We start from the raw sequence: 24,772 nt of genomic DNA, 5'->3' as shown, positions 1-24,772 counted from the left end.
TGCTTAGCTCCACCACTTTTACTCCTTAAAAATAAACATTCTTAATCAGGTAATAAACTGCTTGAGAATAGAGTGTGTTTAATTTTGAGAAGTTAATTCTCTTGCTCTTTAAAAATTTGGAAAGCTGATATTAAAATTCTTATAGATATTCGTATCTATAAAGAGTTTTCAAAAGTAAAAAAATGCCATTAATCATTTATGATTAATTGGTATCTACTTTAGTATTCTCATCATTATTTGATGAATTAACTTCTGGCGAAGTTAACAGCTGTCACTAACAAAGACCCGTTTGGGTTGTATGGTTAAGTGACTAAGCGTACACGGTGGATGCCTTGGCAGTTGGAGGCGATGAAGGACGTATTAACTTGCGATAAGCCTAGTCAAGCTAGTAAAAAGCGCTTGAGACTAGGATTTCCGAATGGGGAAACCCACCTGCTTGCAGGTATCTTGCACTGAATACATAGGTGTAAGAGGCGAACGCGGAGAACTGAAACATCTAAGTACCCGTAGGAACAGAAATCAACCGAGATTCCGGAAGTAGCGGCGAGCGAAACCGGACCAGCCCTTAAGCTTATTTTGTGTTAGTGAAACATTCTGGAAAGTTTGACGATACAGGGTGATAGTCCCGTACACGAAAATGCAATCTAAGTGAAATCGAGTAGGTCGGAGCACGTGAAACTTTGACTGAATATAGGTGGACCATCATCTAAGGCTAAATACTCCCAACTGACCGATAGTGAACCAGTACCGTGAGGGAAAGGCGAAAAGAACCCCTGTGAGGGGAGTGAAATAGAACCTGAAACCGTGTACGTACAAGCAGTAGGAGCATACTTGTTATGTGACTGCGTACCTTTTGTATAATGGGTCAGCGACTTATATTTTGTAGCGAGGTTAACCGATTAGGGTAGCCGTAGTGAAAGCGAGCGTTAACTGCGCGTTGAGTTGCAAGGTATAGACCCGAAACCCGGTGATCTAGCCATGGGCAGGTTGAAGGTTGAGTAACATCAACTGGAGGACCGAACCCACTAACGTTGAAAAGTTAGGGGATGACCTGTGGCTAGGAGTGAAAGGCTAATCAAACCGGGAGATAGCTGGTTCTCCCCGAAATCTATTTAGGTAGAGCCTCGGACGAATACTTACGGGGGTAGAGCACTGTTAAGGCTAGGGGGTCATCCCGACTTACCAACCCTTTGCAAACTCCGAATACCGTAAAGTACTATCCGGGAGACACACGGCGGGTGCTAACGTCCGTCGTGAAGAGGGAAACAACCCAGACCGCCAGCTAAGGTCCCAAAGTCATAGTTAAGTGGGAAACGATGTGGAAAGGCCCAGACAGCCAGGAGGTTGGCTTAGAAGCAGCCATCCTTTAAAGAAAGCGTAATAGCTCACTGGTCGAGTCGGTCTGCGCGGAAGATGTAACGGGGCTAAACTATGCACCGAAGCTGCGGATTCAAACTTTGTTTGAGTGGTAGGGGAGCGTTCTGTAAGCCGTTGAAGGTGTACCGGGAGGTATGCTGGAGGTATCAGAAGTGCGAATGCTGACATGAGTAACGATAATGCGGGTGAAAAACCCGCACGCCGGAAGACCAAGGGTTCCTATCCCATGTTAATCAGGGTAGGGTAAGTCGACCCCTAAGGCGAGGCCGAAAGGCGTAGTCGATGGGAAACGGGTTAATATTCCCGTACTTGGTATAATTGCGATGGGGGGACGGAGCAGGCTAAACAAGCATGGCGTTGGTTGTCCATGTGAAAGTGAGTAGGTTGAGAGTTTAGGAAAATCCGGACTCTTAAGACTGAGACACGAGACGAGCACCCAAGGGTGTGAAGTTGTTGATGCCATACTTCCAGGAAAAGCCTCTAAGCTTCAGATTATACCGAATCGTACCCCAAACCGACACAGGTGGTCAGGTAGAGAATACTAAGGCGCTTGAGAGAACTCGGGTGAAGGAACTAGGCAAAATCGTACCGTAACTTCGGGAGAAGGTACGCTCCTATCTGTGATGAGACTTGCTCTCTAAGCGGACGGGAGCCGCAGTGACCAGGTGGCTGGGACTGTTTATTAAAAACACAGCACTGTGCAAAATCGCAAGATGACGTATACGGTGTGACACCTGCCCGGTGCCGGAAGGTTAATTGATGGGGTTAGTTTTCGGACGAAGCTCTTGATCGAAGCCCCGGTAAACGGCGGCCGTAACTATAACGGTCCTAAGGTAGCGAAATTCCTTGTCGGGTAAGTTCCGACCTGCACGAATGGTGTAACCATGGCCACGCTGTCTCCACCCGAGACTCAGTGAAATTGAAATCGCAGTGAAGATGCTGTGTACCCGCGGCTAGACGGAAAGACCCCGTGAACCTTTACTACAGCTTGGCACTGAACATTGAACCTACATGTGTAGGATAGGTGGGAGGCTTTGAAGCAGAGACGCTAGTCTTTGTGGAGCCGTCCTTGAAATACCACCCTTGTAGTTTTGATGTTCTAACGTTGGTCCCTGATCGGGATTACGGACAGTGCCTGGTGGGTAGTTTGACTGGGGCGGTCTCCTCCCAAAGAGTAACGGAGGAGCACGAAGGTTGGCTAAGTACGGTCGGACATCGTACGGTTAGTGTAATGGTAGAAGCCAGCTTAACTGCGAGACAGACACGTCGAGCAGGTACGAAAGTAGGTCATAGTGATCCGGTGGTTCTGAATGGAAGGGCCATCGCTCAACGGATAAAAGGTACTCCGGGGATAACAGGCTGATACCGCCCAAGAGTTCATATCGACGGCGGTGTTTGGCACCTCGATGTCGGCTCATCACATCCTGGGGCTGAAGTCGGTCCCAAGGGTATGGCTGTTCGCCATTTAAAGTGGTACGCGAGCTGGGTTTAGAACGTCGTGAGACAGTTCGGTCCCTATCTGCCGTGGGCGTTTGAGAATTGAGAGGGGTTGCTCCTAGTACGAGAGGACCGGAGTGAACGAACCGCTGGTGTTCGGGTTGTCATGCCAATGGCACTGCCCGGTAGCTACGTTCGGAACTGATAAGCGCTGAAAGCATCTAAGCGCGAAGCAGGCCTCGAGATGAGTTCTCACTAGACTTTTAAAGTCTCTGAAGGGCCGTTGAAGACTACAACGTTGATAGGCAGGGTGTGGAAGTGGTGTGAGCCATTAAGCTAACCTGTACTAATTACCCGTGAGGCTTAACCATACAACGCCAAACGCGTTTTGTGGCAGCGTAACAGACAGAAGTTAGTATACTAAAGTAGATTTACGATTATCAGAATTCCGAATTTTAGTTAATTGCTAAGGCGATTAACAAACAGAATATGCTTGGTGACAATAGCGTTTTGGACCCACCTGACCCCATGCCGAACTCAGTAGTGAAACGAAACAGCGCCGATGATAGTGTGGCATTTGCCATGTGAAAGTAGGACATCGCCAGGCTCCTAATTAGAGAAACCCGATTCGAAAGAGTCGGGTTTTTTGTTGCCTGTAGAAAAATAAAACACCCAACCAAGACCCTACTACTTCTATCCTTGTAGGCATAGTGTGGCATTCGCCATGTGAAAGTAGGACATCCTACTGCGTAGCGCACCATGGCTCCTAATTAGAGAAACCCGATTCGAAAGAGTCGGGTTTTTTGTTGCCTGTAGAAAAATAAAACACCCAACCAAGACCCTACTACTTCTATCCTTGTAGGCATAGTGTGGCATTTGCCATGTGCAAGCAGGACATCCAAGCCCAGAAAATGTCACGGCGTTTAAATTGAGTGCAACTATCTTGCTATATCACACTGCTCTATTTCTTTCACATCTCCGCGACCATCGCTTAAGTAGCATTGTTCTAACAACGAGCAATAGCAGATCTCGGTTTTGATATTCATGCGTTGCTTATTCACCTTGTCCCACTGAGTTGTATTGAAACCTGTTTTCTTAAAACCAAAAAGATTAAGTTCAGCGCCTGAGGCTAATAATCGGTTATTACTAACGCCGGTGTATAACCAACCGAATGTTTCAAAGAAATTGATGTCAGTTGACTCTTTTTGCAGTTCATTTAACTGTGCTTCATAAGCATAAATATCAAAGCAGCAGTCTTTTATTAATTTGAATACATTGCTATACGATTTTTCATCATGGAAGAATTTAACGTATTTAATAATGGCTGGGCCTGAGCCTGAATTTTTAATGTAAAAAGTGATTTCTTGCGAATTTTTTTCCTCATCAAAATTCCCTGTCATAACTTCGAGCCATGGCCATGTTGCGGCTTTTACTTGCCGCTCTGCGGAGTTGGCTTGTAAGTAAGTGGCATAAAAGGAGGCTGCTGAAATTATAATAGCGCACAATGCGAGAAAAAGGTTTAGCCGTTCGTTGGTTAACCAAGCTTCGGGCTTATTTATGTTGCTTGGTTGTGCACACAGGTTTGTGGATACTATATCTGAGTCATTATTTGATTTAATGATATCCTGCTTTTGATTGTCCATAGTCTTGTATTTGTTGTTTTTTATAGACTATAAAACATGCAGATTAAATTGCATACAAAAAGAAACAGGGAGTATTTCTCCCTGTTTGAGTTATTAGCTGTTTGAAATAAATACGGTGAGCTTTTCACCCACTCTTAAGCTATCTCTTGAAAGGTTATTCCATTGTTTAAGCTTAGTGATACTGACCTTGTATTGTTTAGCTATTTTCCAAAGACTGTCGCCAGGTTTCACCTTATACTCGATTTGTTGATCAGCTAATTGCGGTAATATAAGCTTTTGGCCTATACGAATCGTATTTGTTTTTAAGTTATTAAAAGCTTTGAGCTGGCTAACGGTTACTTTATAGTTCTTTGCGATCACACTTAAGCTATCACCGCGTTTAACTGTGTAATGTTGCCACTGGCTATAATCATTGCTCTTTTGATTAGTTAATAGACTTTGATAATGTGCTTGCTGCTCTTTTGGGACCACAATATGCGGCGCATCAATTACAGCAGGGTAACGGATAACACCATGGTTTAGCTCTTCAAGCTCTTGCCATTTCGCTTTATCTGCCAAGATCACGGCACCAGTCACAGGTAAGGTTGCAATAGCCTGCTCATTCTTAATCGCAGGGAATATCATTTTTTGATGCTTTAATAATTGTGCTGCGGCCAGTAGCTTAGGCACGTAGTGTTTAGTTTGCGATGGCAGCTTTAAACTAAAGAAGTCCGTCGACTTACCTTGTTTTTTATTACGAGCAATAGCTTGTAGCACCCGTCCTTCACCAATATTGTACGCAGCAATAGCGTGATACCAATCGCCATCAAAGCGTTTATAAAGGTATTCCATAAAATCGAGGGCTGCACGTGTGCTGTCAATTACATCTTGGCGACCATCATACCAAGGGGTAATTTTTACTTTGAAATATTTAGCAAGAGAGGGTGTTAATTGCCACAAACCTGAAGCATGTTTATGTGAATAGGCACTGGCATCAAAATCACTCTCTATAAGTGGCATCAGGGCGAGTTCTATCGGTAAGTCACGGTTTTCTACTTCTGTGACGATATGATACAAATACGGCGCTGCACGGCGGCTTATTTCTTCCATGTAGTTTGGGTGAGTAAGGTACCAAGCGATGCGTTTTTGCACATCAGGGTGGCTTGAATCGCTAAATTGCAGTTGAATGCGAATACGCTGCCATACGTCATCAAGTTCACTTGGTTTTAGCGGTGTCACCGCGTCGGCTTGTGCTGTTTTAGCTTCAGCAACCACAGTACCTGGGTTGGCTTTGATGGCGGGCTTCTTTTCGGGAAGAGACTCAGGGGCAGTCTGACAGCCTGTTAAAATAATAGAAACAACAACAAGGCCTAAAAATCGATTGAAAAACACGTATTAAAATACTCCGTTAACTTAGGTGCGGGTAAACTAAAGCGCCTAAGCTTAACATAGGGTGAGCTAAAAATGACCATTAGATTAACAACTCCCTAACTCACTCACCCAATTGAAATTAAAACGAAATACTAACTTGTAACCCTGCGTAGCCATGGTTTTGTGCTTCCCAATAGCGGCTGTCTATTTCTCGGGCTCTGGCATAGATCTCTATTCTGAATGGCTTTGAGTCAACGCCCATGCCCACACCAACATAGCCATCAATATTATTGTGGTCATCATCAAAGTGGTCGCTGTAATCATGGTCATCTCGGTCGTCGTAAACAGCAAGCTCAATTAAATCTAAGCCCACTTCGCCATAGGCAAAAAAGTCACTGAAATAGCCAAATTTTATGCCTGTGTCTAAGGTTAGAAATGTTTCCCGATCACCTTTTTTAGTGAACACTTCAGCTGAGCCTAGTGCCGTTGTAAATGCTGCGCCGAAATTGCTGCGGTTAACTTTAGTCATAAATTCGATGCCTGCCGAGGTGATTGAATCAGTACTATTATGCTCTGATTTAACAAACAAATTCATATCTGGGCTGTCATAAATGCCAGCAAAGCTTGTAGCAGGAATGAAGGTTAATGAAGAAAAGAGTGCTAAGGCGAGATACTTCATATTGGTTAATCCATTAAACGTTAATGGGTAGATGATACCAAACAGCGCCTTAGCAAATTGTAAGTAAGTGTTCTAACGATGTAAGTTAACCGAACACACAGCGAAAGCAGGCTCCTTGTTGGCGTTTGATATATACCAAATCGCCGCCATGATTAAGCATGATCTGGCGTGATAAGCTTAAGCCTATTCCTGAGCCTTGTTGCTTGGTAGTAAAAAATGGCACAAAAATCATCTCGATCACATGATCGCTGATACCTGTACCATTGTCGCTGACCTCTAAATACAGTTGCTGATTAGCATTTTGTGCAATGCTTACCTCAATGCACTTTGCTGACTCTGGATTATTTAACTGCTTTAGTACATCAAGGGCATTTTTCAGCAGGTTTATCATCACTTGCTCAACTTGGCCTCTATCTATCATTACTAACTGTTGGCTTTGCACCGATAAACTCAAAGTAATATTAAGTTGCTTAGCCTGTTGTGAGTGAAGTGCTACAACTTGTTTGGCAAGATCTGCCAAAATATGTGGCTGTAAGTGTGGGGCAGGTAAGCTACTAACCTTTTTAAATTGCGCTATAAACTCCCCTAAATGCTCGGTTCGTGATGCCAGTGTTGTTAAGGCAAGTTGCAGGTCTTGTTTATCTTCCTGATCATCAAAACAAAGCTCATTTGGCAGCAGCGCCGTACAAGTTTGTGCTAATGAAGAGAGTGGTGTAATCGAATTAGCAATTTCATGGGTTAGTACTTTGGTGAGGCGTTTATATGCTTGTTGTTCTTTTAATTGCAGCTGATCATGAATAGATTGCAAACTGATCACTTTACGAACTTTACCTTGGATTTCGGCAATACTGATCTGCACAGATAGCGTATCGTGCTGCTCACCATTTTGCCATGGCACGGTATTACGGCTACTTTGTTTAGCGCCTTGGACTAGGTTTGCTATTACACCTAAATCATCGATGTGCTTTACAGATTGCCCAAGTAAACGACTGACCGCTGGATTGCTTTCAATAATATTGCCTTGATCATCACATACTAATACCGCTAAATCGATATGAATTAATAACGCTTGTAAGAACTGGGCTTGTTGCTCTGCATTAAAACGCGCAGCCTGAATTTGTTGTTTAACCTGCTCAAATTGCTGCTGCATAGGATGTTTATCGCCAAAGCCTAATGTGCTGTCTCCATTTGCTAAAGCGCGAATCACCCTATCTGCACGCCTTGTTTGGCGTTTAAATAAATTAAAAATTTGTGCAGCACATGTCACATTTAAAATAACTAAAAGTACCGAAATTGCTGAAAATCCGCTTTGGTCTATTTGCCAAAACAAAGCAATTGATAAACCTATTAATGCAGCTAATAGGCTGGCTAAGCTAATGAAACTTCCCATCGATTAAAGTCCGTATTTTTCTAAACGTCGATACATGGCTCCGCGTGTTAGACCGAGTGCTTTAGCTGCGTGACTCACGTTCCCTTGAAAATGCTTTAAAGCTGCACGAACGGTTCTCTGTTCGATGATTTCAAGATCAAAAGTGTCATAGTCAGCGGCGTTTGTAGAAAGCTCATTTGTGCTAACAGCGGTACTTGGTGAGCTTATCACTGAGCTTATATCGAGCTCTGAACCTTCTGAGAGGATGACTGCTCGCTCAATTGCATGGGCAAGTTCACGGACATTGCCTGGCCAATGATACTGACTTAAACGTGTCATATCAGATGCTGCAATCGAGAGCTCACGTTTGTATTTATGTGCAAAGTGCTGCAAGTAGTAGTTACACAGTAATGGAATGTCTTCACTGCGCTCACGCAGAGCTGGCAAACGGATCTCTACGGTATTAACACGGTACAGTAAGTCTTGCCTAAATTTACCTTCAGTCACTGCTTGTTCGAGGTTTTCATTGGTTGCACAGATCAAACGAATATCAATATCGATGACTTTTGAGCCACCAACCGGTGTTATTTGCCTGTTTTGTAGTGCCGCAAGTAGTTTAACTTGTTGGTTAAGCGGTAAATTACCTAGCTCGTCTAAAAATAAACTACCACCATGGGCCAGCTCAAATCGGCCAATGCGATCTTCTTTCGCGCCAGTAAACGCCCCTTTTTTATGGCCAAATAGTTCGCTTTCAAACAGGCTTTCGGCTAGTGAGCCCATGTCTAGGCTTATGAAGGGTTGGCTTTGGCGCTGGCTTGCATTGTGGATTGCATGTGCGGTGAGTTCTTTACCTGTGCCACTTTCGCCACTAATCAATATGTTGGCATCTGTGTTGGCTGCTTTGTCGATAACCGAAAAAACCTGCTGCATGGCATCACTTTGGCCTAAAAACTCAAATGGTTGATTGCCGATTGACTGCTGCAAGGCCTGCTTTTGTTTTGTGAGCTTACCAACTTGCTGTTTGTCTTTAGCGTGTGAAAATGCCGCCGCTACAGCACCGAGTAATTGCTCATTCTGCCAAGGCTTGGCAATAAAGTCGGAGGCACCAGCCTTAATTGCTTCGACAGCTAGCTGAATATCGCTGTAGGCCGTCATTAGTAACACTGCAATATTAGTATCTTGGCTCATTATTTTTTTAAGCCAGTAGAATCCTTCTTTGCCACTAATTGAATCTTGCGTGAAGTTCATATCAAGTAATACAACATCAATAGCCTGATCAGCCTCATGCTGTGCGCTAATGATAGCTTCTATATCAAAGGGGTTATCTGTGGTTTTTACAACCTGATAATGTTGTTTTAGAAGTAATCGTGCGGCGATAAGTACGTCAGGGTTATCATCGACGATAAGAATTGATCCTGCTTGTTTCATAGCTGTTTATTATTATTCCTTTTTAAGAACACTAAGATTAATTGAAAAGAAGAACAGTGTCCATTTATGGACGATATATGATTTTTAAAGTGTTCTATAAGTGGACACTTGATTATATATACCCCCATTAATTTTTATCTAAGTTGCTGTAAATTAATAAAAATAAAAGTTGGCACAAGAGTTGTTATATCTATAGATAATTAGCACCTAGATAACTTAAAGGCGTCAACATGGATAAGAAAATTACACGCTCAAATAACAAAGCACTTTTCAAGAAATCATTCATTGCAGCGGGATGTTTAGCTGTTGCGGCTGCAGCTTATGGTTTCACGCAAACTGAGCAAACAGGTCGTAGTCAGCAAGTAACCGCGACAAGCTTAACGATTAGCACAGTACAACAAGGTGAATTTGTTGATGCTTTAAGTCTTCGTGGTCAGGTTATGCCTCGTACTACTATTTACCTCGACACCATTGCCGGAGGCCAAGTTGAAGAGCGACTTGTTGAGCAAGGTGAGTTTGTTAAAAAAGGCCAACCCCTTGTGCGTTTAAGTAATACCAATTTGCAGCTTGATGTAATGAGCCGTGAAGCACAGGTGACTGAGCAGCTTAACTTTTTACGTAACACGCAAATGAATATGGAAACCAGCCGTTTAAACTTACGCCGTGATTTGCTTGAAATCGATCTTAAAATCACACATTTATCGCGTCGCTTAAAACAGACTCAGCCGCTAGTGAAAACCGGTGTGTTAGCACAAGAGCAATTATCTGAAATTAAAGAAGACTTAGCGTATTACAAAGCGCGTAAAGAGCTAACCCTTGAGCGTCAAAAGCAAGAAAACAGCATTCGTGAAGTTCAGGTAGCTCAGTTAAAAGACAGTGCCGACATGCTAGAGAAAAACTTACAGTTTGCGCGTAAGAACCTTGAAAACTTACTCGTAACAGCACCTGCCGATGGTTATTTAAGTGAGCTTGACGTTGAAATTGGTGAATCAAAAGGTCGTGGTGCTCGCCTAGGGCAGATTGATATTCCTAATGAATACAAGCTAGTTGTGCGATTAGATGAGTTTTATCTAAGCCAAGTTCAAACAGGTATGCCAGTGCTTATTGAACATGAGCAAGGCGAAATTGCGGCAACAGTTAGCAAAATTGATAGCCGTGTTCAGCAATCACAGTTTCAGGTTGAGGTCGAATTACCTAATGACACGAGCAACATAAAACGCGGGCAAAGTATTGATGTGCAGCTGATGCTAGGTGATAGCAAAGGCACTGCTTTGTTACTTGAACGCGGCGCATTTTTTAACAGCTCGGGTGGTAATTGGGTTTATGTCATGGAAAAAGATGGCAATCGTGCAGTACGAAAAGACATTCGTCTTGGCAAAAAGAATCAAAACTATTACGAAGTGTTAAGTGGCCTAAGCGCCGGAGATCGCGTGATCACCTCTAGCTACAGCAACTTTGATAAAGCACAACAACTACAATTTTAAGGATAATAACAATGATTAAATTAACTAACTTATCACGCGTATTTCGTACTCAAGATGTTGAAACAACAGCGCTTAATAACATTAACTTACATGTAAACGAAGGCGAGTTTCTTGCCATTATGGGGCCATCTGGCTGTGGTAAATCAACATTACTCTCTATTTTAGGTATGTTGGATTCGCCATCAGCAGGCAGTTTTGAGTTTTTAGGTGAAGACATCGCAGGGTTTGGTGAAAAGCAATTAGCAACACTTAGAAAATCGTCGATTGGTTTTGTTTTCCAAAGCTTTAACTTAATTGATGAATTAACAGTATTTGAAAACGTTGAGCTGCCATTACAGTATCAAAATATCTCAAAGAGTGAACGTAAACAGCGAGTAGACGCAATCTTAAAACGTGTTGCAATCGACCATAGAGCAGATCACTTACCGCAACAGTTATCGGGTGGTCAGCAGCAACGTGTAGCAGTAGCCAGAGCACTTGTGATCAACCCAAAACTTATTTTAGCGGATGAGCCTACGGGTAACCTTGATTCAAAAAATGGTGATGAAGTCATGGCGATGCTGCGTGAGCTAAATCGCGAAGGTACCACGGTAATTGTGGTTACCCACTCAGAAAAAGAAGGCAATTATGCTGACCGTTTAGTGCGTTTGCTTGATGGCCAAGTAATGGTTGATAAAGCCAACCGTGCTCAACAAACAGCTGAGGTGGCATAACATGATTTTAAGTTATTTGATCACCGCGCTGCGTTCGTTTAAAAACCAAAAGCAGCACTTTATTTTAAATGTTCTGGGTTTAAGTGTGGGCTTAGCTGCGGCAATTTTGGTTGCTTTGTTTGCAAAAAATGAGCTTTCGTACGATAGCCAACAGCCTCATGCTGAGCGTGTTTATCGCGTTGGCCAAGACTTCTCAAAACTTGGTTTAGCTGTGGTGCCTATTTTTAATTATGTGCAGTCAAAGCAGGCTGAAGATTACAGCCAAGTTGAAGAAGTATTTGGGTTAACTATGGTCGAGCTGACCCGTGAAGCCATGGTGGATGTGAGTTACCGCAACCAAGGCTATAAGTTAAATGCCTTATATGGTGCTACAGCAAATATTGAAAACTTTATTGCTATGGAGACGATTGCAGGTGACTTAACAACAGCAATGAGTACTCCAGATAGCCTCGCTTTGAGTGAATCAGAAGCACTGCGCATTTTTGGTCGCACCGATGTGATTGGTGAAACACTAACGCATGAACAAGGACAGTACACGGTGCGTGCCGTGTTTGCAGATTTAGCAGACAACACTCACTTTGCCTTTAAAAACCTTGTTTATGTTAAGCATGATCCAAGCGAAATAGACATCAACAGTAGTTATGTTTATATGCGTGTAGCTGAGGGCACCGATACAGATGCATTAGCTAAAACCTTAACAGAGCGCTTTTTTAGCAATTCGATGCTGGAGCAAGTTAGTTTAGAGCTACATCCATTACTTGATTTGCACCTAACGGCTAAATCACCGTTTGAGATGAAAGCGGGTGGTGCTAAACAAGTGGTGATGATCTGTGTAGGTCTAAGCGTGTTACTTATTCTTATTGCAGGTTTTAACTTCATCAATATGACCGTCGCTCAATCGACTAAACGTGCAAAAGAAGTGGGAGTGCGTAAAGCGCTTGGCGCAAGTAAAGGCCAGTTAGTAACGCAGTTTTTATCTGAATCTGTGTTGGTATCAATGCTTTCAATGGTGATTGCATGTGCTTTAGTGGAGCTATTTTTACCAAGCTTTAACCAACTAGTAGACCGCGAATTGGTCGTGAATTACGCCTCTGAATTTGGCATTGCAATTATTGTGGTCGCAATTGCTGTGGGCATATTAGCTGGGCTTTATCCTGCATTCTTTATTTCGTCATTCAGTGCAAAACGCGTTTTAAGTGGCGACCTACAACGTGGTAATACTGCAATATGGGTTCGTAAGAGCTTACTAACCTTACAGGCTTCATTAGCAATAGGTTTAATTATTGCCTCTGTTACCTTGTTAAAGCAATTAACTTACTTGCAGAGCTTACCTTTAGGCTATGAAACGACACAAAGATTGGTTATTTCAGAGCTACCTGTCGGCGAAGTATTCACAAAAGAAAAAAATGCGCTAGTTAACCGTATTAGCGCAATTCAAGGCGTACAGCAAACAACAGTCATTGATACCCGTTTAACCGTTTCAATTAATAATACGCTTATGCCAACGTGGCCAAATGGTGAAGCCTCTGGCAGCTTAACGCCTGTTGTAGGCGCAGGTTACGATGTTGTAAAAACGCTAGGATTAAAACTGGTTGCTGGCCGTGACTTCAGCCGTGAATTTGCCGGTGACTGGGCAAGCCGTGAAAATGGAGTAACAAGTACTGGCACTATTGTGACTGAGTCTGTCGCAAGACAAGCGGGTTACACTAACATGAGTGACATTATCGGTAAGGTCATTAAAGACTCAGGTCGCGGCATAGATATGCGTGTTGTGGGTGTGGTTGAAGATGTAAAAGTAGGTAATGTTAAAGATGCCAACTCTAATATTATGTTCTTGTGTGGTTTTAACTTCTTATCGCCTGTATCAGAGTTAATCTTAACCATTGATCAGCAAAACTTGCCTTATATTAAAGCTCAGATCGCTGAAGTATTAGCAAGCTCAGCCAATATCTATGAGCCAAAAATTAACTTACTCGCAGACAACTACAAAACCCTGTTAAAAGGTGATGAGCGAATTTCGAATGTCGTTTTAATCTTTACCGCTCTTGCCGTGTTCTTAACTTGCTTAGGTACCTTTGGTTTGGCTTCGTTTGCAACAGTGCGTCGTCAAAAAGAAGTGGCTGTTCGAAAAGTGCTAGGCGCATCACGCATCAGTATTGTTAATATCATTGCAAAAGAGTTCCTAGTGCTGGTGGCGCTCAGTATTGCTATTGCGTATCCAGTGACTTACTTGTTAGTTGGTGATTGGTTAGCAAACTTTAATGACCGCATTGAACAAGCTGTGTGGGTGTATGGCGCTGCGGCTGTGGTCGTTGCGGTTATCACCTGGGCAACGGTGGCAAGCCTAGCATTTAAAGCGGCCAGCACCCGTCCATCATTAATCCTTCGTTATGAGTAACGCTTGACTCAAGATCCACTCCAAGCCTAGCAATACAGCTGGGCTTTTTTACAACTCAAAATAGCGACCAAGTACAGCAAATACTTTATGTAGATGAACTTCATCTAGAGTGAGCTAAAAATGAGCCGCAGACGAATTAACCTGTTTTTTAAATTGCTCTTTGTAACGACGTGATAAGTTAAGTATTTTACCCGTTATAAGTTTCACTTCACTATCACCGCTTGGTAATGGCGTGATAGATTCAATCGCATCGAGTCTAATAGCATAAGAGCGGTGAATACGACAAAAACCTTTAGGTTCTAACCGAGATATAAGATGGGTCATGGTTGTACGTAGCGGATAAATACGTGTGCCAATATGTAGGTTTACGTAATTGCCGCTAGATTCAAGCCAGTCAATTTGCTCTGTACAGATGATGAATTCTTTACCTAGTTTTTTAACCAATAATCGGTCGAAATTCAAATTCTGTTGGGCGTTTTCTTCATGATTGATTGGCGTGGCTTCGCCGGTTAATTGGCTAATAATGTATTGATACGTTTTGATAATGACAATTAAAGATAAAAACCCCCATAAGTCTTTACGGTATTCATAAAGTAACTCAAACCACAGCAACCCGAAGTCATACTGCATGTCTTGAATTGTGTAAATGAACTCACGGATAGCAATCATGATCCCTACGTGTAATAAGGAAAAAATAATACTTGCGAATAAGTAAGTGAGCAATGAGCGAGCGATCTTTTGCCAATTAAAGGGGTGGGCTTGCAATAACCAAACTAAAGCAGGAAATAATAATAAGGTGCCGATAGCGCTTGAATATTCCCAGACAAAGGGCTCCCAAAGCAAAAAGGACAGTTCACCATCGCGTTGGGCTTCCATGATATCTGAGCTGGCATTAATAGTGTTATTTATAAAAATATAACTAAATAAAAATAATGTCGCATACCAAGTTCGATTACGCTGAAAATGCATTAAGGTGATCATTATTATTGTTACTCTTTGGAGACCGTAATTAGACTAACAAGATAGTGATAAATCACCAAACATACCATCCCTGATATCCACCGTTTATCCCTACTGATTGTTTTATCGACCTTTTTTGATAGCTTAACGCTGCATGTTGTTCATAGTTGTTATTAACTTGTCGTAACCATAATTAATTATGAAACTTAAAATAATAATTAAAAACACAGCGCGCACGTTATTACAGCCATGGCAAAATGCGTTCAATCAAGCCGTTGAGTTACCACCGCGTCGTTATGATTTAGATTGGCTAAGAGTACTTGCCTTTGGCTTATTAATTTTTTACCACACTGGTATGTTATACACTCAAAATTGGGGCTTTCATTTTAAAAGTCAGTATTTATCCAGCAATATAGAAAACATCATGCTCCTACTGTCGCCTTGGCGGATGGGGCTGATCTGGTTTATTTCAGGTACTGCACTGAGATTTATGATTGCACGCGCTCGTTTAGGTGGTTTTTTAATATCACGCAGTGTCAGAATATTACTGCCGTTATTAATCGGTGTGTGGTTTATTGTGCCGCTTCAGCTTTATGCGCAAATGAGCCAAGAGACCGGTTTAGCGATAAGTTACTGGCAGTTTTGCTTGCAGTTTTTTGATTTAACAAGTCCTTTATTTGAACATTATCAAGCAGGTATTTGGCCTCATGTTGATGTAAACCACCTGTGGTACTTACGCTCGTTATGGCAATTTGTCATACTGCTTGTGTTGGCTCTGCCGTTGCTTCATCACCATTATGTTCAAACAGTGATTACTCGTTTGTGTGATCAGTCGTTATTTATTATTTTTATTATATTGCTATTGCCGCTTTGTATTTTAAAGTTGAGCTGGCCGAGTGATACATTTCGATACCCCATGGGTGCTTTATTTTTACTTTATGGCTATTTACTTGCGTGGCATTCAGTATTTTATAGTCGGCTACTTCTTCACTGGAGGCCATTATGCGTGGTATTTATTGTAGGTTACCTGATTGTAGTGGCGGGCTATCACATGATTTGGCAAAGCTCAACTGCCAGTCAGTGGCAAATTACGGGCATGGATATGTTGTATACCACGCAGCGATTAGTTGGCGTGTTAATGATGCTGGCACTAGCACAACGTTTTTTAAATCACGATCACCCTAAATTGGCTTTATTGAACTCTGCTGTCTTTCCTTTTTATCTTTTACATCAAAGTGTGATTATTGGCCTTGCCTTTTATTTATCGAAGTTGCAATTAGGTGGCTTTATGGAGTCATTACTTATACTAAGCCTCACTTTTATTATTTGTTGGCTAGTGTTTATTGGTGCGCGTCGCGTCAATGTATTAAGTCCATTTTTAGGGATTAAAGTCACAGGAAAATACACAGCATGGCAAGTTAAAGTTGGTTTTTGTTGTGGACTAATTCTAGTGAGCCCATTGATTATCAGGTTAATCTAAGCAACTATATCACTGGTATAAAATATACGTAGTGGGCTTGTGTAGGATATGCTTTAGCGCTCGATATGCTTTGAGTGTGTACTTAAATATCTTTAATCTTCACCGCAGGATTACCTGCCACTAAGGTATTTTCTGCGACATCTTTGGTAACTATAGCCCCTGCGCCAATCACAACATTATCGGCTACTTTAATGCCTGCAAGTATAATAGCGCCTGCACCAATCCATACATTGTTGCCAATGCTAATCGGCGCTGCAAAATTAGCTTTTGCTAAACGCTCGGTTGGGTTTACTGCATGCGATACCGCGAGTATTTGTACATTAGGGCCTATTAAGCAGTCATCGCCTATCGTAATTTGCGCATCAGTTAGCGGTGCATCGAGCATAGTACAGTTAATATTTATGAAGGTTCGATCACCTATTTTAATACCACTGCCATAATCACAATGAAAACCCGCTTCTATAACAACCTGCTCGCCACACTGAGCAAACGTATCTTTTAATCGTTTTAAATTGCCTTTACTTGGGCTTTTGGCAAATAAACGGCAAATTTCATGAGTGTTTTTTCGTTGTTCTATAAGTGACTTTTCTAGGCTGTTAAATGAAATGCTCATCGTTTATTCAGGTAACCCAATATGTGCATGACCACTTTTATAGTCAATAGTGATTAAAAAATGTTTGAGAACATCGTAGCCGATCAAGCCTTGTACTTTTTTTCCTCTTATATGTGTACCCGTTGTTTTATATTGAGATTCAAGATTCGCAGATTCTCCTTTAGCGGGGATACTCACCAGTACATTTTCCATTTCAAAAGGACCAAATTTTAGCCAAGGGATACGAAAGCTTTCAGTCATACCACTTGTATTCACACCTGTGCTTATTCCCGATTCGCGCTCTATCTCATCAAGCCACCCCATGCTTTGAGCGACACTTCGTTTAACAACCATACCGCCATTGTTACCTGTGTCGAGCACCAACCATATTGATTTTTCATTACTTAACATCACTTCTACAATAGGCATACCTGAGCCTTTTTGTTTTAGCATTTTAATATTTTCAGTGTCATTTAAATTGACTGAGTCGTGGGTAATAAGGCGCATTTTTTGATTTGGGTAATCCAGTTGTATAACAAACTGGCGAAAGAAGCCGGCACCAAATAGGAGTGCGTTATCATGAAGGCCAAGGTTGATTTCTACCGCATCATCAACTTCAGTGTCCATACCAAAAAAATTAATGGGCACATTGTGGTAAGTTGTTTTATTTTCAATGCCATATACGCCTTTAATTCGCGTTTTGCCTCCTTTATCTAGCTTAAGCTTATTTTTGTTAATAAAGTGAGGATTAATGCCATTCACTTGTGCGCCCGTATCCAATAAAATTTTACTCGGTATACCAGATACCGTTGCTGGCACTTTGATGTGACCATTTTCTAAGTGAAAATCCAGCCAAGGTGTGACTGCCGCGTGGCTACAAAAACTTAAAACAGTTAAGCATAGTGCAATAAGTAACTTCATTATTAATCCTTTAATTTATTGTTTTTTATAGCTTAAGCTATTTATAGTGAAGTAATTCAGATACTCATGCAAGCCCAAATTTGGCTCAGTTACAGCTAGCCTTGTGTAGCAATGATGACAAGTGAAATGATATAGGGACTTTGAGTGTAAATAATTTAGGAGATTATATAAGAATAATGCTTTTTATGCTCAATAGCGGTTACTAAAGAGCATATGGTATTACGTCATAATTGTGCTCGGGATGATTTTAACCACTTATTAAGCCAAGCTGATTGCTCTTTAAGTAAATATGTTAAGTTTTCTTTCGCTCTATAAGAGTGGCCTTCATAGGGGAGCATAATGAGCTGAGTTGTTTTTTTATTCGCAATTAGCGCTTGATACATTCTTGTTGATTGTAGGGGGTAAGTCCCCGAATTTTGGTCATTTTCACCATGAATAAGCAGCAATGGCGCATTAATTTTATCTGCGAACATGATTGGTGATAAGTCAATATAGGTCTTTTTTGCTTGCCATAGAGTACGCTTTTCACCTTGAAAGCCAAAAGGCGTTAATGTTCTGTTATAAGCACCGCTTCGAGCAATACCAGCTTTAAAAAAGTCAGTATGTGCGAGCAAGTTTGCTACGGTAAATGCGCCATATGAATGACCCATGACAGCTAAAGAGTCGATATCAATCAACCCAGTACCTTCGAGTGCATTGATAGCTGCTTGTGCATTAAGGTTTATTTGATTGATAAAATCATCATTGGGTTCTTGACCGTCAAATGCAGTGATTGGCATCGATGGTGACTCAAAAACTGCGATGCCGTCATGAAGAAAAACCAAAGGGCTTAATGGATCAAATTGCCTAAATATATTGGTTTTTACAGTATTTTGTTGGCTTAGTTCTTTATTATTAAATTCATCCGGATAGATCCATAGGACTGCAGGTATTTTGCCTTGTGCTTTATCGTAGTTACTCGGTAAATGTAGCGTACCACTTAAATTTAACCCATCGCTTCTTTTATAATTTATAAATGTAGGAGGCTTGTCAAAATATTGCTTATTTTTGTTCGTTAATAAGGGGATTCGCTCATTCATATCAGTGCTCGAAATTGCAAAATATTGAGGAGCAGTTTGTACATTTTGTGTTTGTATAATAAGCGTATTATTTGCCACTCTTAAAGGGAGTTCAATGCTTTCTTTACTGCTAATAAAGTACTCTTTTCGTGTGTTATTGGTCTTGTTTAGTGTCTTTATAGTGGGCCTGATGCCCTCTTTGCTAAGGCCGTTCGATAAAAAGAAAAGGTTTGAATCATCTTCAACAAGCACTTCATACCCTTCAGGTAGTCTCAGGGTTTGCGGATCGCCAAAGTCATTAAATTTATCTCTATAGTCTCGTTGCTCAATTAAGACATTTGCTGAGGTACTTGCACTGATTAAAGAAGCTTTTGCTTGTTTACTAGCATAAAGCCATTCTTGAGCGACTCCGGCACCTGACTTCCCCCATATAATATTATGTACTCTCCACTTTGCCTGATGGATGAGTTGTTTGTTTTGATTGAACGGGCTGGGAAGTTTATATGTATTGTCATGATATTTTTTATCTACTGACATATCACCATTATCAATTGCTTCGGTCCAAGTGAGAGTTGAGCCTTCAGAGGGAAGCCATTTTACTAATCTTGCACCATTAGGGACGCTATCTTTGGCTTTCTTTAAGTTAACCTTGTTATTTAAAGAGGGTAAAACATTTAGCTGGTGGTGGGTTTTTAAGTTAGTAACTTGATAGTCTCTGCCCCACTTTTTGTATGGTAAATAGGAGGAGAGCTCTTTGGGTAGAGTTGACGACAACACATACTCTCCGTCAGGAGACACAGAGAAATCATCAAATAGCATATTATCAGTTAGAGAGGTCACATTACCTTTTAAATCGATTTTAACTAAGCTTGAAAGCGCAAGAGTTTTAAATTGCTCTTTAAGTTTGTTATTTTTTAGAAGGCTTTGATATGTTCGTCCTTGCTCTACTTGTCGCTCAGATGAGAGAGAGTTCGGCTGTTTTAATTCGTTAATGGGTGAGTGTACTTTAGTATTTCTTTTTTTAACGATTAGTGCTGTGCTGTCAGGTAGCCACCTGAGGTGTCTGCCACCTAATGAGGCAGATAAATTGACCTGAGAAAGGCGTTTGAAAACCTGAGTTTCAACATCATATACCCATAAATTAATTGTGTTGTCATTTTGAATTAAATAAGCAATTTTTTTAACGTCAGGAGACCAGTTATAGTCAATAATGACGCCGCTATCAGGGGTTAGATCTATGCTCGTTCTATTGCTGATATCAAAAAGTGTTGTATGGCTATATAAAGGTGTGTCAAATCGGCTATATAGATTGCTATAAAAATCCAAGCCCGCTAACTGCACGCGTGCTTGTGATACATAGTGAATCGATGGATAGCGTATCTGATGTAAAAATAGAGCCTGTTTCCCATTAGGCGATAGTGATACATTCTCTTGTGTTGTGGAATCTATATAGCTTTCCCATTGGGGCCTATTCTCATCTGTGTTTGCGTGTATCGCGAAAGATAAGAGCAATACTATAAATATAAGAAATCTATTCATTGCGTAATGCCTTTATTGGATCTTGTCTTAGTGTTTTATTGATCGGAAAAAAGCTCGTGATAAGCGCCATAACTAACAGCCCAAGCCAGATAGATAATGTTAACCACCAGTTTATAGTTAAGGTGACGTTGGGTAGTGAAAAGCAATAACCAATAATTAAAAATGCTAATGAAAAAGCGAGCACCAAGCTCATCGTTATGGGTTGCATAAGCTCAAGTAAACTTTCTTTTAATAATCTTAGGTTATCTGCGCCCATTGAGAGCTTAACGCCCAAGCTATATCTGAGTACTTTAATTAAGTAGTTAACAATGCCATTGATGCCTATACAGACCATGAGTAATGATGTTGATGCAAGTACAATAGCGAGCCAAGCTGCGTTTAAATGACGCTGTCGTTGGTCATCAAATTGAGTTGTTAATGACGCTAATGAATGTATATCTAAGCGTTTATCAATCCCGTAGATCAGTTGCTGAATTTGCGATATTGATGCGGAATCTTTCATTGTTAGAAGGTAGGTATATTGACTCCAGCCTGGGTAATCTTTGGGTGTGAATACTTCAAAGTTTTCACTTTCAGGCCTTCCTGGTACGTAGGTATTACTGACTACACCTACGATAGAATAAAACGTTTTGCTGTCAAAGCTGACTTTACTATTTAGTACGTTCTGTGTGTTTTTATCCAACATATCCGCAAGGCGTTGGTTAACAATAATGGGCGGGTTTTTAAGTTTTTCATCACCTTTGCTAAAGCCCTTGCCTGTTACTTTAAGATCTAATTCTGCAAAATAATTGTTGGAAACTAAGCTATTACGCGCTTGGGCAATATACTGGCCAGCTTCATCATATATTTGGTTAACGTTAACCGTATCGGGTAAGCGCTGTTCTGATGATAGTGCTAAACTGCTCACATTATTGAGGTTTAATAGCTGTTGGGTAATGGCTTTATGAAGGTTAATTCGTTCACTCGGCTTATCGATATTACTGTAATTTATTGTAAGTGAGTATTTACCTTGAGTGTTTATGCCATTATCTCTGAGTGCTTCAGAGAGTGTCACTAACACGACGTGACTTGCTGCGGTTAATACTAAAAATGAGAACAAAATCTGTAAGCCAACTAACAAGTGGCTGGTCGCTGCGCTCATTTGTTTTCCAGTACCTTTACCGCTACTTTGTAAGCTACTCATTAAGTTTTTCTCTTTTACGACACTTAATTCTATAAATGAATAGAGTGCAGCAATAGTAACAATCAAAAATACTGAAAAGAGGAGCGTATTTATACTTAACGAAAGAGTATCTAGCCGTTGTATAGAATTTTCGGCTAAGTTTTGAATAACGATAAACCCTATTTGGGTAAGTGTTAATGCCAGTATGACTGCAATGCTAATCAGTAGTAAGTTGTGTTTTAGTGTTTCAACAATGAGCTGTTTTGTACTTGCTCCAAATGCAAAGCTTATAGCAATCGGTTTTATACGAGTAATTGCTTTTGCAAGTTGCATACTAGAGAGGTTGATAAGTGCAATGATCAATAACAAACAAACACCTAAAAGCAGCATGAGTACTATTTTTCCGCTATCACCTTTTAATGCTTCACTAAATGTCGTGATACGTGCGTTAACAGTAAAATCTTTCAGAATATTAGGAGCATGGAGCTGAGCGCCTTTCAATGATAGGTCTGATAACTGTTGTGTGATTGCAGATTCTGATGCTGTATCTTTTAATCTAACAACACTTTTGTATGCACCCATAAACCCATTTGCTGTTTTGGGATCAAATACCTCATCGACATCAATAGGTAACCATATCGCATCGTTTATATTTTTGTAGTGGGGCAGAACAAGATCATCTGGAGCTACACCAACAATAGTGAATCGACGTTGATTTAACTGTATTTTTTGACCAATGATATCATCTTGACCTTGGAAAAGTTTTTGCCATGCCCTATAGCCTAAAACGACAGACATGTGCTTACTGCCAAGCGCCTCGGTCTCATTGAATAATCTTCCAAGTTCAGGTTTGACACCAAGCAGGTCAAACAAGTTATTAGATGCGAGAATAACGTCTACAGCGGGTCTAGTTGGCCTGTCTAATAATTTATAGCTGGTCCACTTATGGTAGGTAGCCATATCAGTAAAGAGCGTATTTTCATTCTCTATATAACTCATTACTTTTGAGTTACTAGCAGGGCCTGAGTAGCTTTTTGAATTTACGGTGCCTTCTAATAAATATAAATTATCACTTTGTTGATAAGGCAAGGGGGAAAAAAAGACTAAATCCACTAAGCTAAAGGCGCTAAGTACCATGCAAAGAGTGAGCGCTAATGTAAATACGGTTGTTAAATAGTACTGCTTAGCACGTTTGAAGGTATTGTAGGCTACTTTTAACATGGCTGAGCAACTCGATTTGCATCTGTTGGCGTACTGACATCATCATTTTCAGCTATTACAGAGCCATCTTTTAATTGAATATTACGAGATGCCATGTTGGCATAACGCGGGTCATGGGTGACTAAAACGATAGTTGTGCCTTGCTGATTAAGGTCTTTGATCAATGCCATGATGGCATCACCGTTTTTAGAATCTAAGTTACCTGTCGGCTCATCGACAAGCATAATACCTGAATCACCAGCTAAAGCGCGAGCAATGGAAACGCGTTGCTGTTGACCCCCTGATATTTGGTTAGGGTATAAATCAGCTTTATCTGCAAGGCCTACTTTTTCTAAGCAATCTAGGGCACGTGCATGGCGTGTTGAAAGCGAATCCCCTCTGTATTTTAAAGGCAGTGCTACATTTTCTAAGACGGTCATTTCATCTATTAGATTAAAAGATTGAAATACAAAGCCGATTCTATTTCCACGAACTTTAGAGCGTTGCGTTGAATCCATATCAGAAACAAGTAAGCCGTCGATGTAATATTCACCGCTTTGTGGGGTGTCGAGTAATCCCATAATATTCAGTAGTGTTGATTTTCCGCACCCTGATGGGCCTGAAATAGAAATAAATTCGCCATCATAAACAGTGAAGCTAATTCCTTTTAAAATTTGACTGACCTGATCGCCATTGGTAAAGGACTTAGTTAAGTTATTAACCCTTAAAATTTCAGTGTTCATACTTCTAGCTCTCTATTTTTATCATTTTTGTTTCAGCAGGAATATCTAAGGTGGAAATAATAACTTGCTCGCCAGGCTCTAAGCCTGATAGCACTTGAATTAGCTGTCCTGATGTTTTGCCATATTGCACATCAACTCTAACAGCCTTGTTATCACTCGTTAGCTTGAATAGTGAACCATAGGCTCCCTCTTTAGCGTCACTGGGCTGCTTTATGTAGTTCATATCTTTTTGTACGTCGGCGTAGATGGTTGCATCAACCTGTTGCATTGGTTTCATGCTGCCATGCTCAATTGCTTCAAGTTCAATATCAACCTGTACAGCACCATCATTGATAACAGGGTCAACACGAACGACTCGTCCATGCACTTGCTCATTGAGTGTTGTAATCTCGGCTTTCATGCCCATTTGAATTAAATGCGCTTGAATTTGCGGAACTTTTATTTCCCCAACTAATGGCGATAGGCTGCCAATAAGCGCAAGCTCAGAGCCTGCTGTTACACTTTGCCCTAAACTGAGAGGAAGGCGCTGGATGACCCCTTTCATTCCTGCTTTTACAGATAATTGCTCGACCATCAGTTTTGCAACGTTGAACTCATCTTCTGCTTGAGAAATAAGATCATCTTGAATTGAAAGTGCTTCTTTTTGCATTTCAGTGAGCTTGTCTAATTTTGATTCTTCGAGGCTGATGCGTTTAAGTAACTGCTTCGCTTCCAATTCATTTTTTTTAGCACTAATCCCAGAGACAATTCCCGACTTAGCTAAAGAGCGTTCGGCTTCTACTTGGAGCATGGCAATTTCTGCTTGTGCTTTTAACTCAGAGATACTTGATTCATTGTTTAACAGCTCCCGTTGTTGCACTAACAAAGTTTGACGTTTCTGTGTCTTTGCATTTTTGAGCTTTGCTAAAGCTAGACGCAGCTTACTCTCAAGCTCAGGGTTGTTTAATGTCAGAATCACTGTATCAGGCTCTACAACGGCCCCTGCTTTTAGCTTTATTTCGTCGACAACCGCATTGCTGGTGGCTGTAAGTAGTCTTTTATTAATAGATTGTAGCGAGCCATAACCTTCAACCTTAATAGAAAAGTCACCGCGTTCTACTTTTGCCATTGTTACAGATTCAAGAGAGATCACTTCTGCATTATCTGCAAACCCTAACCGCCAACCAGATAAAAGCATAATGGCTGACAAACCAATTAACCCCTGATAAACAAGTTTAGATGTGAGTTTCATTATTTTTT

The 24,772-nt window shown here is 41.0% G+C and carries 16 protein-coding genes, 1 tRNA gene and 2 rRNA genes (1 of these 19 cut by a window edge); 7 read left to right on the top strand and 12 right to left on the bottom strand.

Annotated elements, in window-relative coordinates:
- The 3 genes from L3Q70_RS16620 to rrf form a co-directional block, all read left to right on the top strand.
- A tRNA-Ala gene (locus L3Q70_RS16620) sits at positions 1-15 on the top strand; it begins 61 nt to the left of the window's first position.
- Positions 16-300: 285 nt separating this feature from the next.
- A 23S ribosomal RNA gene (locus L3Q70_RS16615) occupies positions 301-3,185 on the top strand.
- A gap of 121 nt (positions 3,186-3,306) precedes the next feature.
- Positions 3,307-3,421 (top strand): 5S ribosomal RNA (gene rrf / locus L3Q70_RS16610).
- A 331-nt stretch (positions 3,422-3,752) separates the two neighbouring features.
- Here rrf and L3Q70_RS16605 read toward each other — a convergent pair.
- The 5 genes from L3Q70_RS16605 to L3Q70_RS16585 form a co-directional block, all read right to left on the bottom strand.
- Positions 3,753-4,457: a hypothetical protein gene (locus L3Q70_RS16605; RefSeq protein WP_237114641.1), complete on the bottom strand. Its 705-nt coding sequence runs from the start codon at positions 4,455-4,457 to the stop codon at positions 3,753-3,755.
- Between the two features lie 93 nt (positions 4,458-4,550).
- On the bottom strand, positions 4,551-5,828 hold the full coding sequence (locus tag L3Q70_RS16600; RefSeq protein ID WP_062567061.1) for a LysM peptidoglycan-binding domain-containing protein: 1,278 nt from the start codon (positions 5,826-5,828) through the stop codon (positions 4,551-4,553).
- A 118-nt stretch (positions 5,829-5,946) separates the two neighbouring features.
- Complete coding sequence (locus L3Q70_RS16595) at positions 5,947-6,486, bottom strand: hypothetical protein (protein ID WP_083515222.1); 540 nt, start codon at positions 6,484-6,486, stop codon at positions 5,947-5,949.
- Between the two features lie 85 nt (positions 6,487-6,571).
- The gene (locus tag L3Q70_RS16590) at positions 6,572-7,876 is read right to left on the bottom strand and encodes an ATP-binding protein (protein ID WP_237114640.1); all 1,305 of its coding nucleotides are present in this window, start codon (positions 7,874-7,876) and stop codon (positions 6,572-6,574) included.
- A 3-nt stretch (positions 7,877-7,879) separates the two neighbouring features.
- Entirely contained in the window at positions 7,880-9,283 is a 1,404-nt protein-coding gene (locus L3Q70_RS16585; protein ID WP_237114639.1) for a sigma-54 dependent transcriptional regulator, read from the bottom strand.
- 230 nt (positions 9,284-9,513) lie between these two features.
- Here L3Q70_RS16585 and L3Q70_RS16580 point away from each other — a divergent pair, with 230 nt between their 5' ends.
- Genes L3Q70_RS16580 through L3Q70_RS16570 form a run of 3 tightly spaced genes read left to right on the top strand, consistent with a single transcriptional unit; the run spans position 9,514 to position 13,878 of the window.
- Entirely contained in the window at positions 9,514-10,767 is a 1,254-nt protein-coding gene (locus tag L3Q70_RS16580) for an efflux RND transporter periplasmic adaptor subunit (RefSeq protein WP_062567064.1), read from the top strand.
- An 11-nt stretch (positions 10,768-10,778) separates the two neighbouring features.
- Complete coding sequence (locus L3Q70_RS16575; RefSeq protein ID WP_062567065.1) at positions 10,779-11,480, top strand: ABC transporter ATP-binding protein; 702 nt, start codon at positions 10,779-10,781, stop codon at positions 11,478-11,480.
- Position 11,481: 1 nt separating this feature from the next.
- Positions 11,482-13,878: an ABC transporter permease gene (locus tag L3Q70_RS16570; RefSeq protein ID WP_237114638.1), complete on the top strand. Its 2,397-nt coding sequence runs from the start codon at positions 11,482-11,484 to the stop codon at positions 13,876-13,878.
- Positions 13,879-13,992: 114 nt separating this feature from the next.
- Here the strand turns inward: L3Q70_RS16570 and L3Q70_RS16565 are convergent, their stop codons facing one another.
- Positions 13,993-14,856, bottom strand: coding sequence for a LytTR family DNA-binding domain-containing protein (locus L3Q70_RS16565; protein WP_237115286.1), 864 nt, complete (start codon positions 14,854-14,856; stop codon positions 13,993-13,995).
- 181 nt (positions 14,857-15,037) lie between these two features.
- Here L3Q70_RS16565 and L3Q70_RS16560 point away from each other — a divergent pair, with 181 nt between their 5' ends.
- Complete coding sequence (locus tag L3Q70_RS16560) at positions 15,038-16,318, top strand: acyltransferase (RefSeq protein ID WP_237114637.1); 1,281 nt, start codon at positions 15,038-15,040, stop codon at positions 16,316-16,318.
- Positions 16,319-16,400: 82 nt separating this feature from the next.
- On the opposite strand, the gene L3Q70_RS16555 is transcribed toward L3Q70_RS16560, so the two are convergent.
- From L3Q70_RS16555 to L3Q70_RS16530, 6 genes are all read right to left on the bottom strand, one after another.
- Positions 16,401-16,931, bottom strand: a complete 531-nt coding sequence (locus L3Q70_RS16555; protein WP_237114636.1) for a sugar O-acetyltransferase — start codon at positions 16,929-16,931, stop codon at positions 16,401-16,403.
- A 3-nt stretch (positions 16,932-16,934) separates the two neighbouring features.
- Positions 16,935-17,831, bottom strand: a complete 897-nt coding sequence (locus L3Q70_RS16550) for a pepsin/retropepsin-like aspartic protease family protein (protein WP_237114635.1) — start codon at positions 17,829-17,831, stop codon at positions 16,935-16,937.
- A gap of 224 nt (positions 17,832-18,055) precedes the next feature.
- Entirely contained in the window at positions 18,056-20,428 is a 2,373-nt protein-coding gene (locus L3Q70_RS16545; protein ID WP_237114634.1) for a prolyl oligopeptidase family serine peptidase, read from the bottom strand.
- On the bottom strand, positions 20,421-22,811 hold the full coding sequence (locus L3Q70_RS16540; RefSeq protein ID WP_237114633.1) for an ABC transporter permease: 2,391 nt from the start codon (positions 22,809-22,811) through the stop codon (positions 20,421-20,423). The genes L3Q70_RS16545 and L3Q70_RS16540 overlap by 8 nt, the downstream gene beginning before the upstream one ends.
- The gene (locus L3Q70_RS16535; RefSeq protein ID WP_062567072.1) at positions 22,805-23,533 is read right to left on the bottom strand and encodes an ABC transporter ATP-binding protein; all 729 of its coding nucleotides are present in this window, start codon (positions 23,531-23,533) and stop codon (positions 22,805-22,807) included. Before L3Q70_RS16535 ends, L3Q70_RS16540 begins: the two co-directional genes overlap by 7 nt.
- Before the next feature lie 4 nt (positions 23,534-23,537).
- Positions 23,538-24,764, bottom strand: coding sequence for an HlyD family efflux transporter periplasmic adaptor subunit (locus L3Q70_RS16530; protein ID WP_228074365.1), 1,227 nt, complete (start codon positions 24,762-24,764; stop codon positions 23,538-23,540).
- Positions 24,765-24,772: the final 8 nt, after the last annotated feature.

It is taken from the genome of Pseudoalteromonas sp. CF6-2 (assembly GCF_021729425.1).
GTDB classification, from domain to species: Bacteria; Pseudomonadota; Gammaproteobacteria; order Enterobacterales; family Alteromonadaceae; genus Pseudoalteromonas; species Pseudoalteromonas arabiensis.
This window is presented reverse-complemented; position numbering and strand designations above follow the sequence as displayed.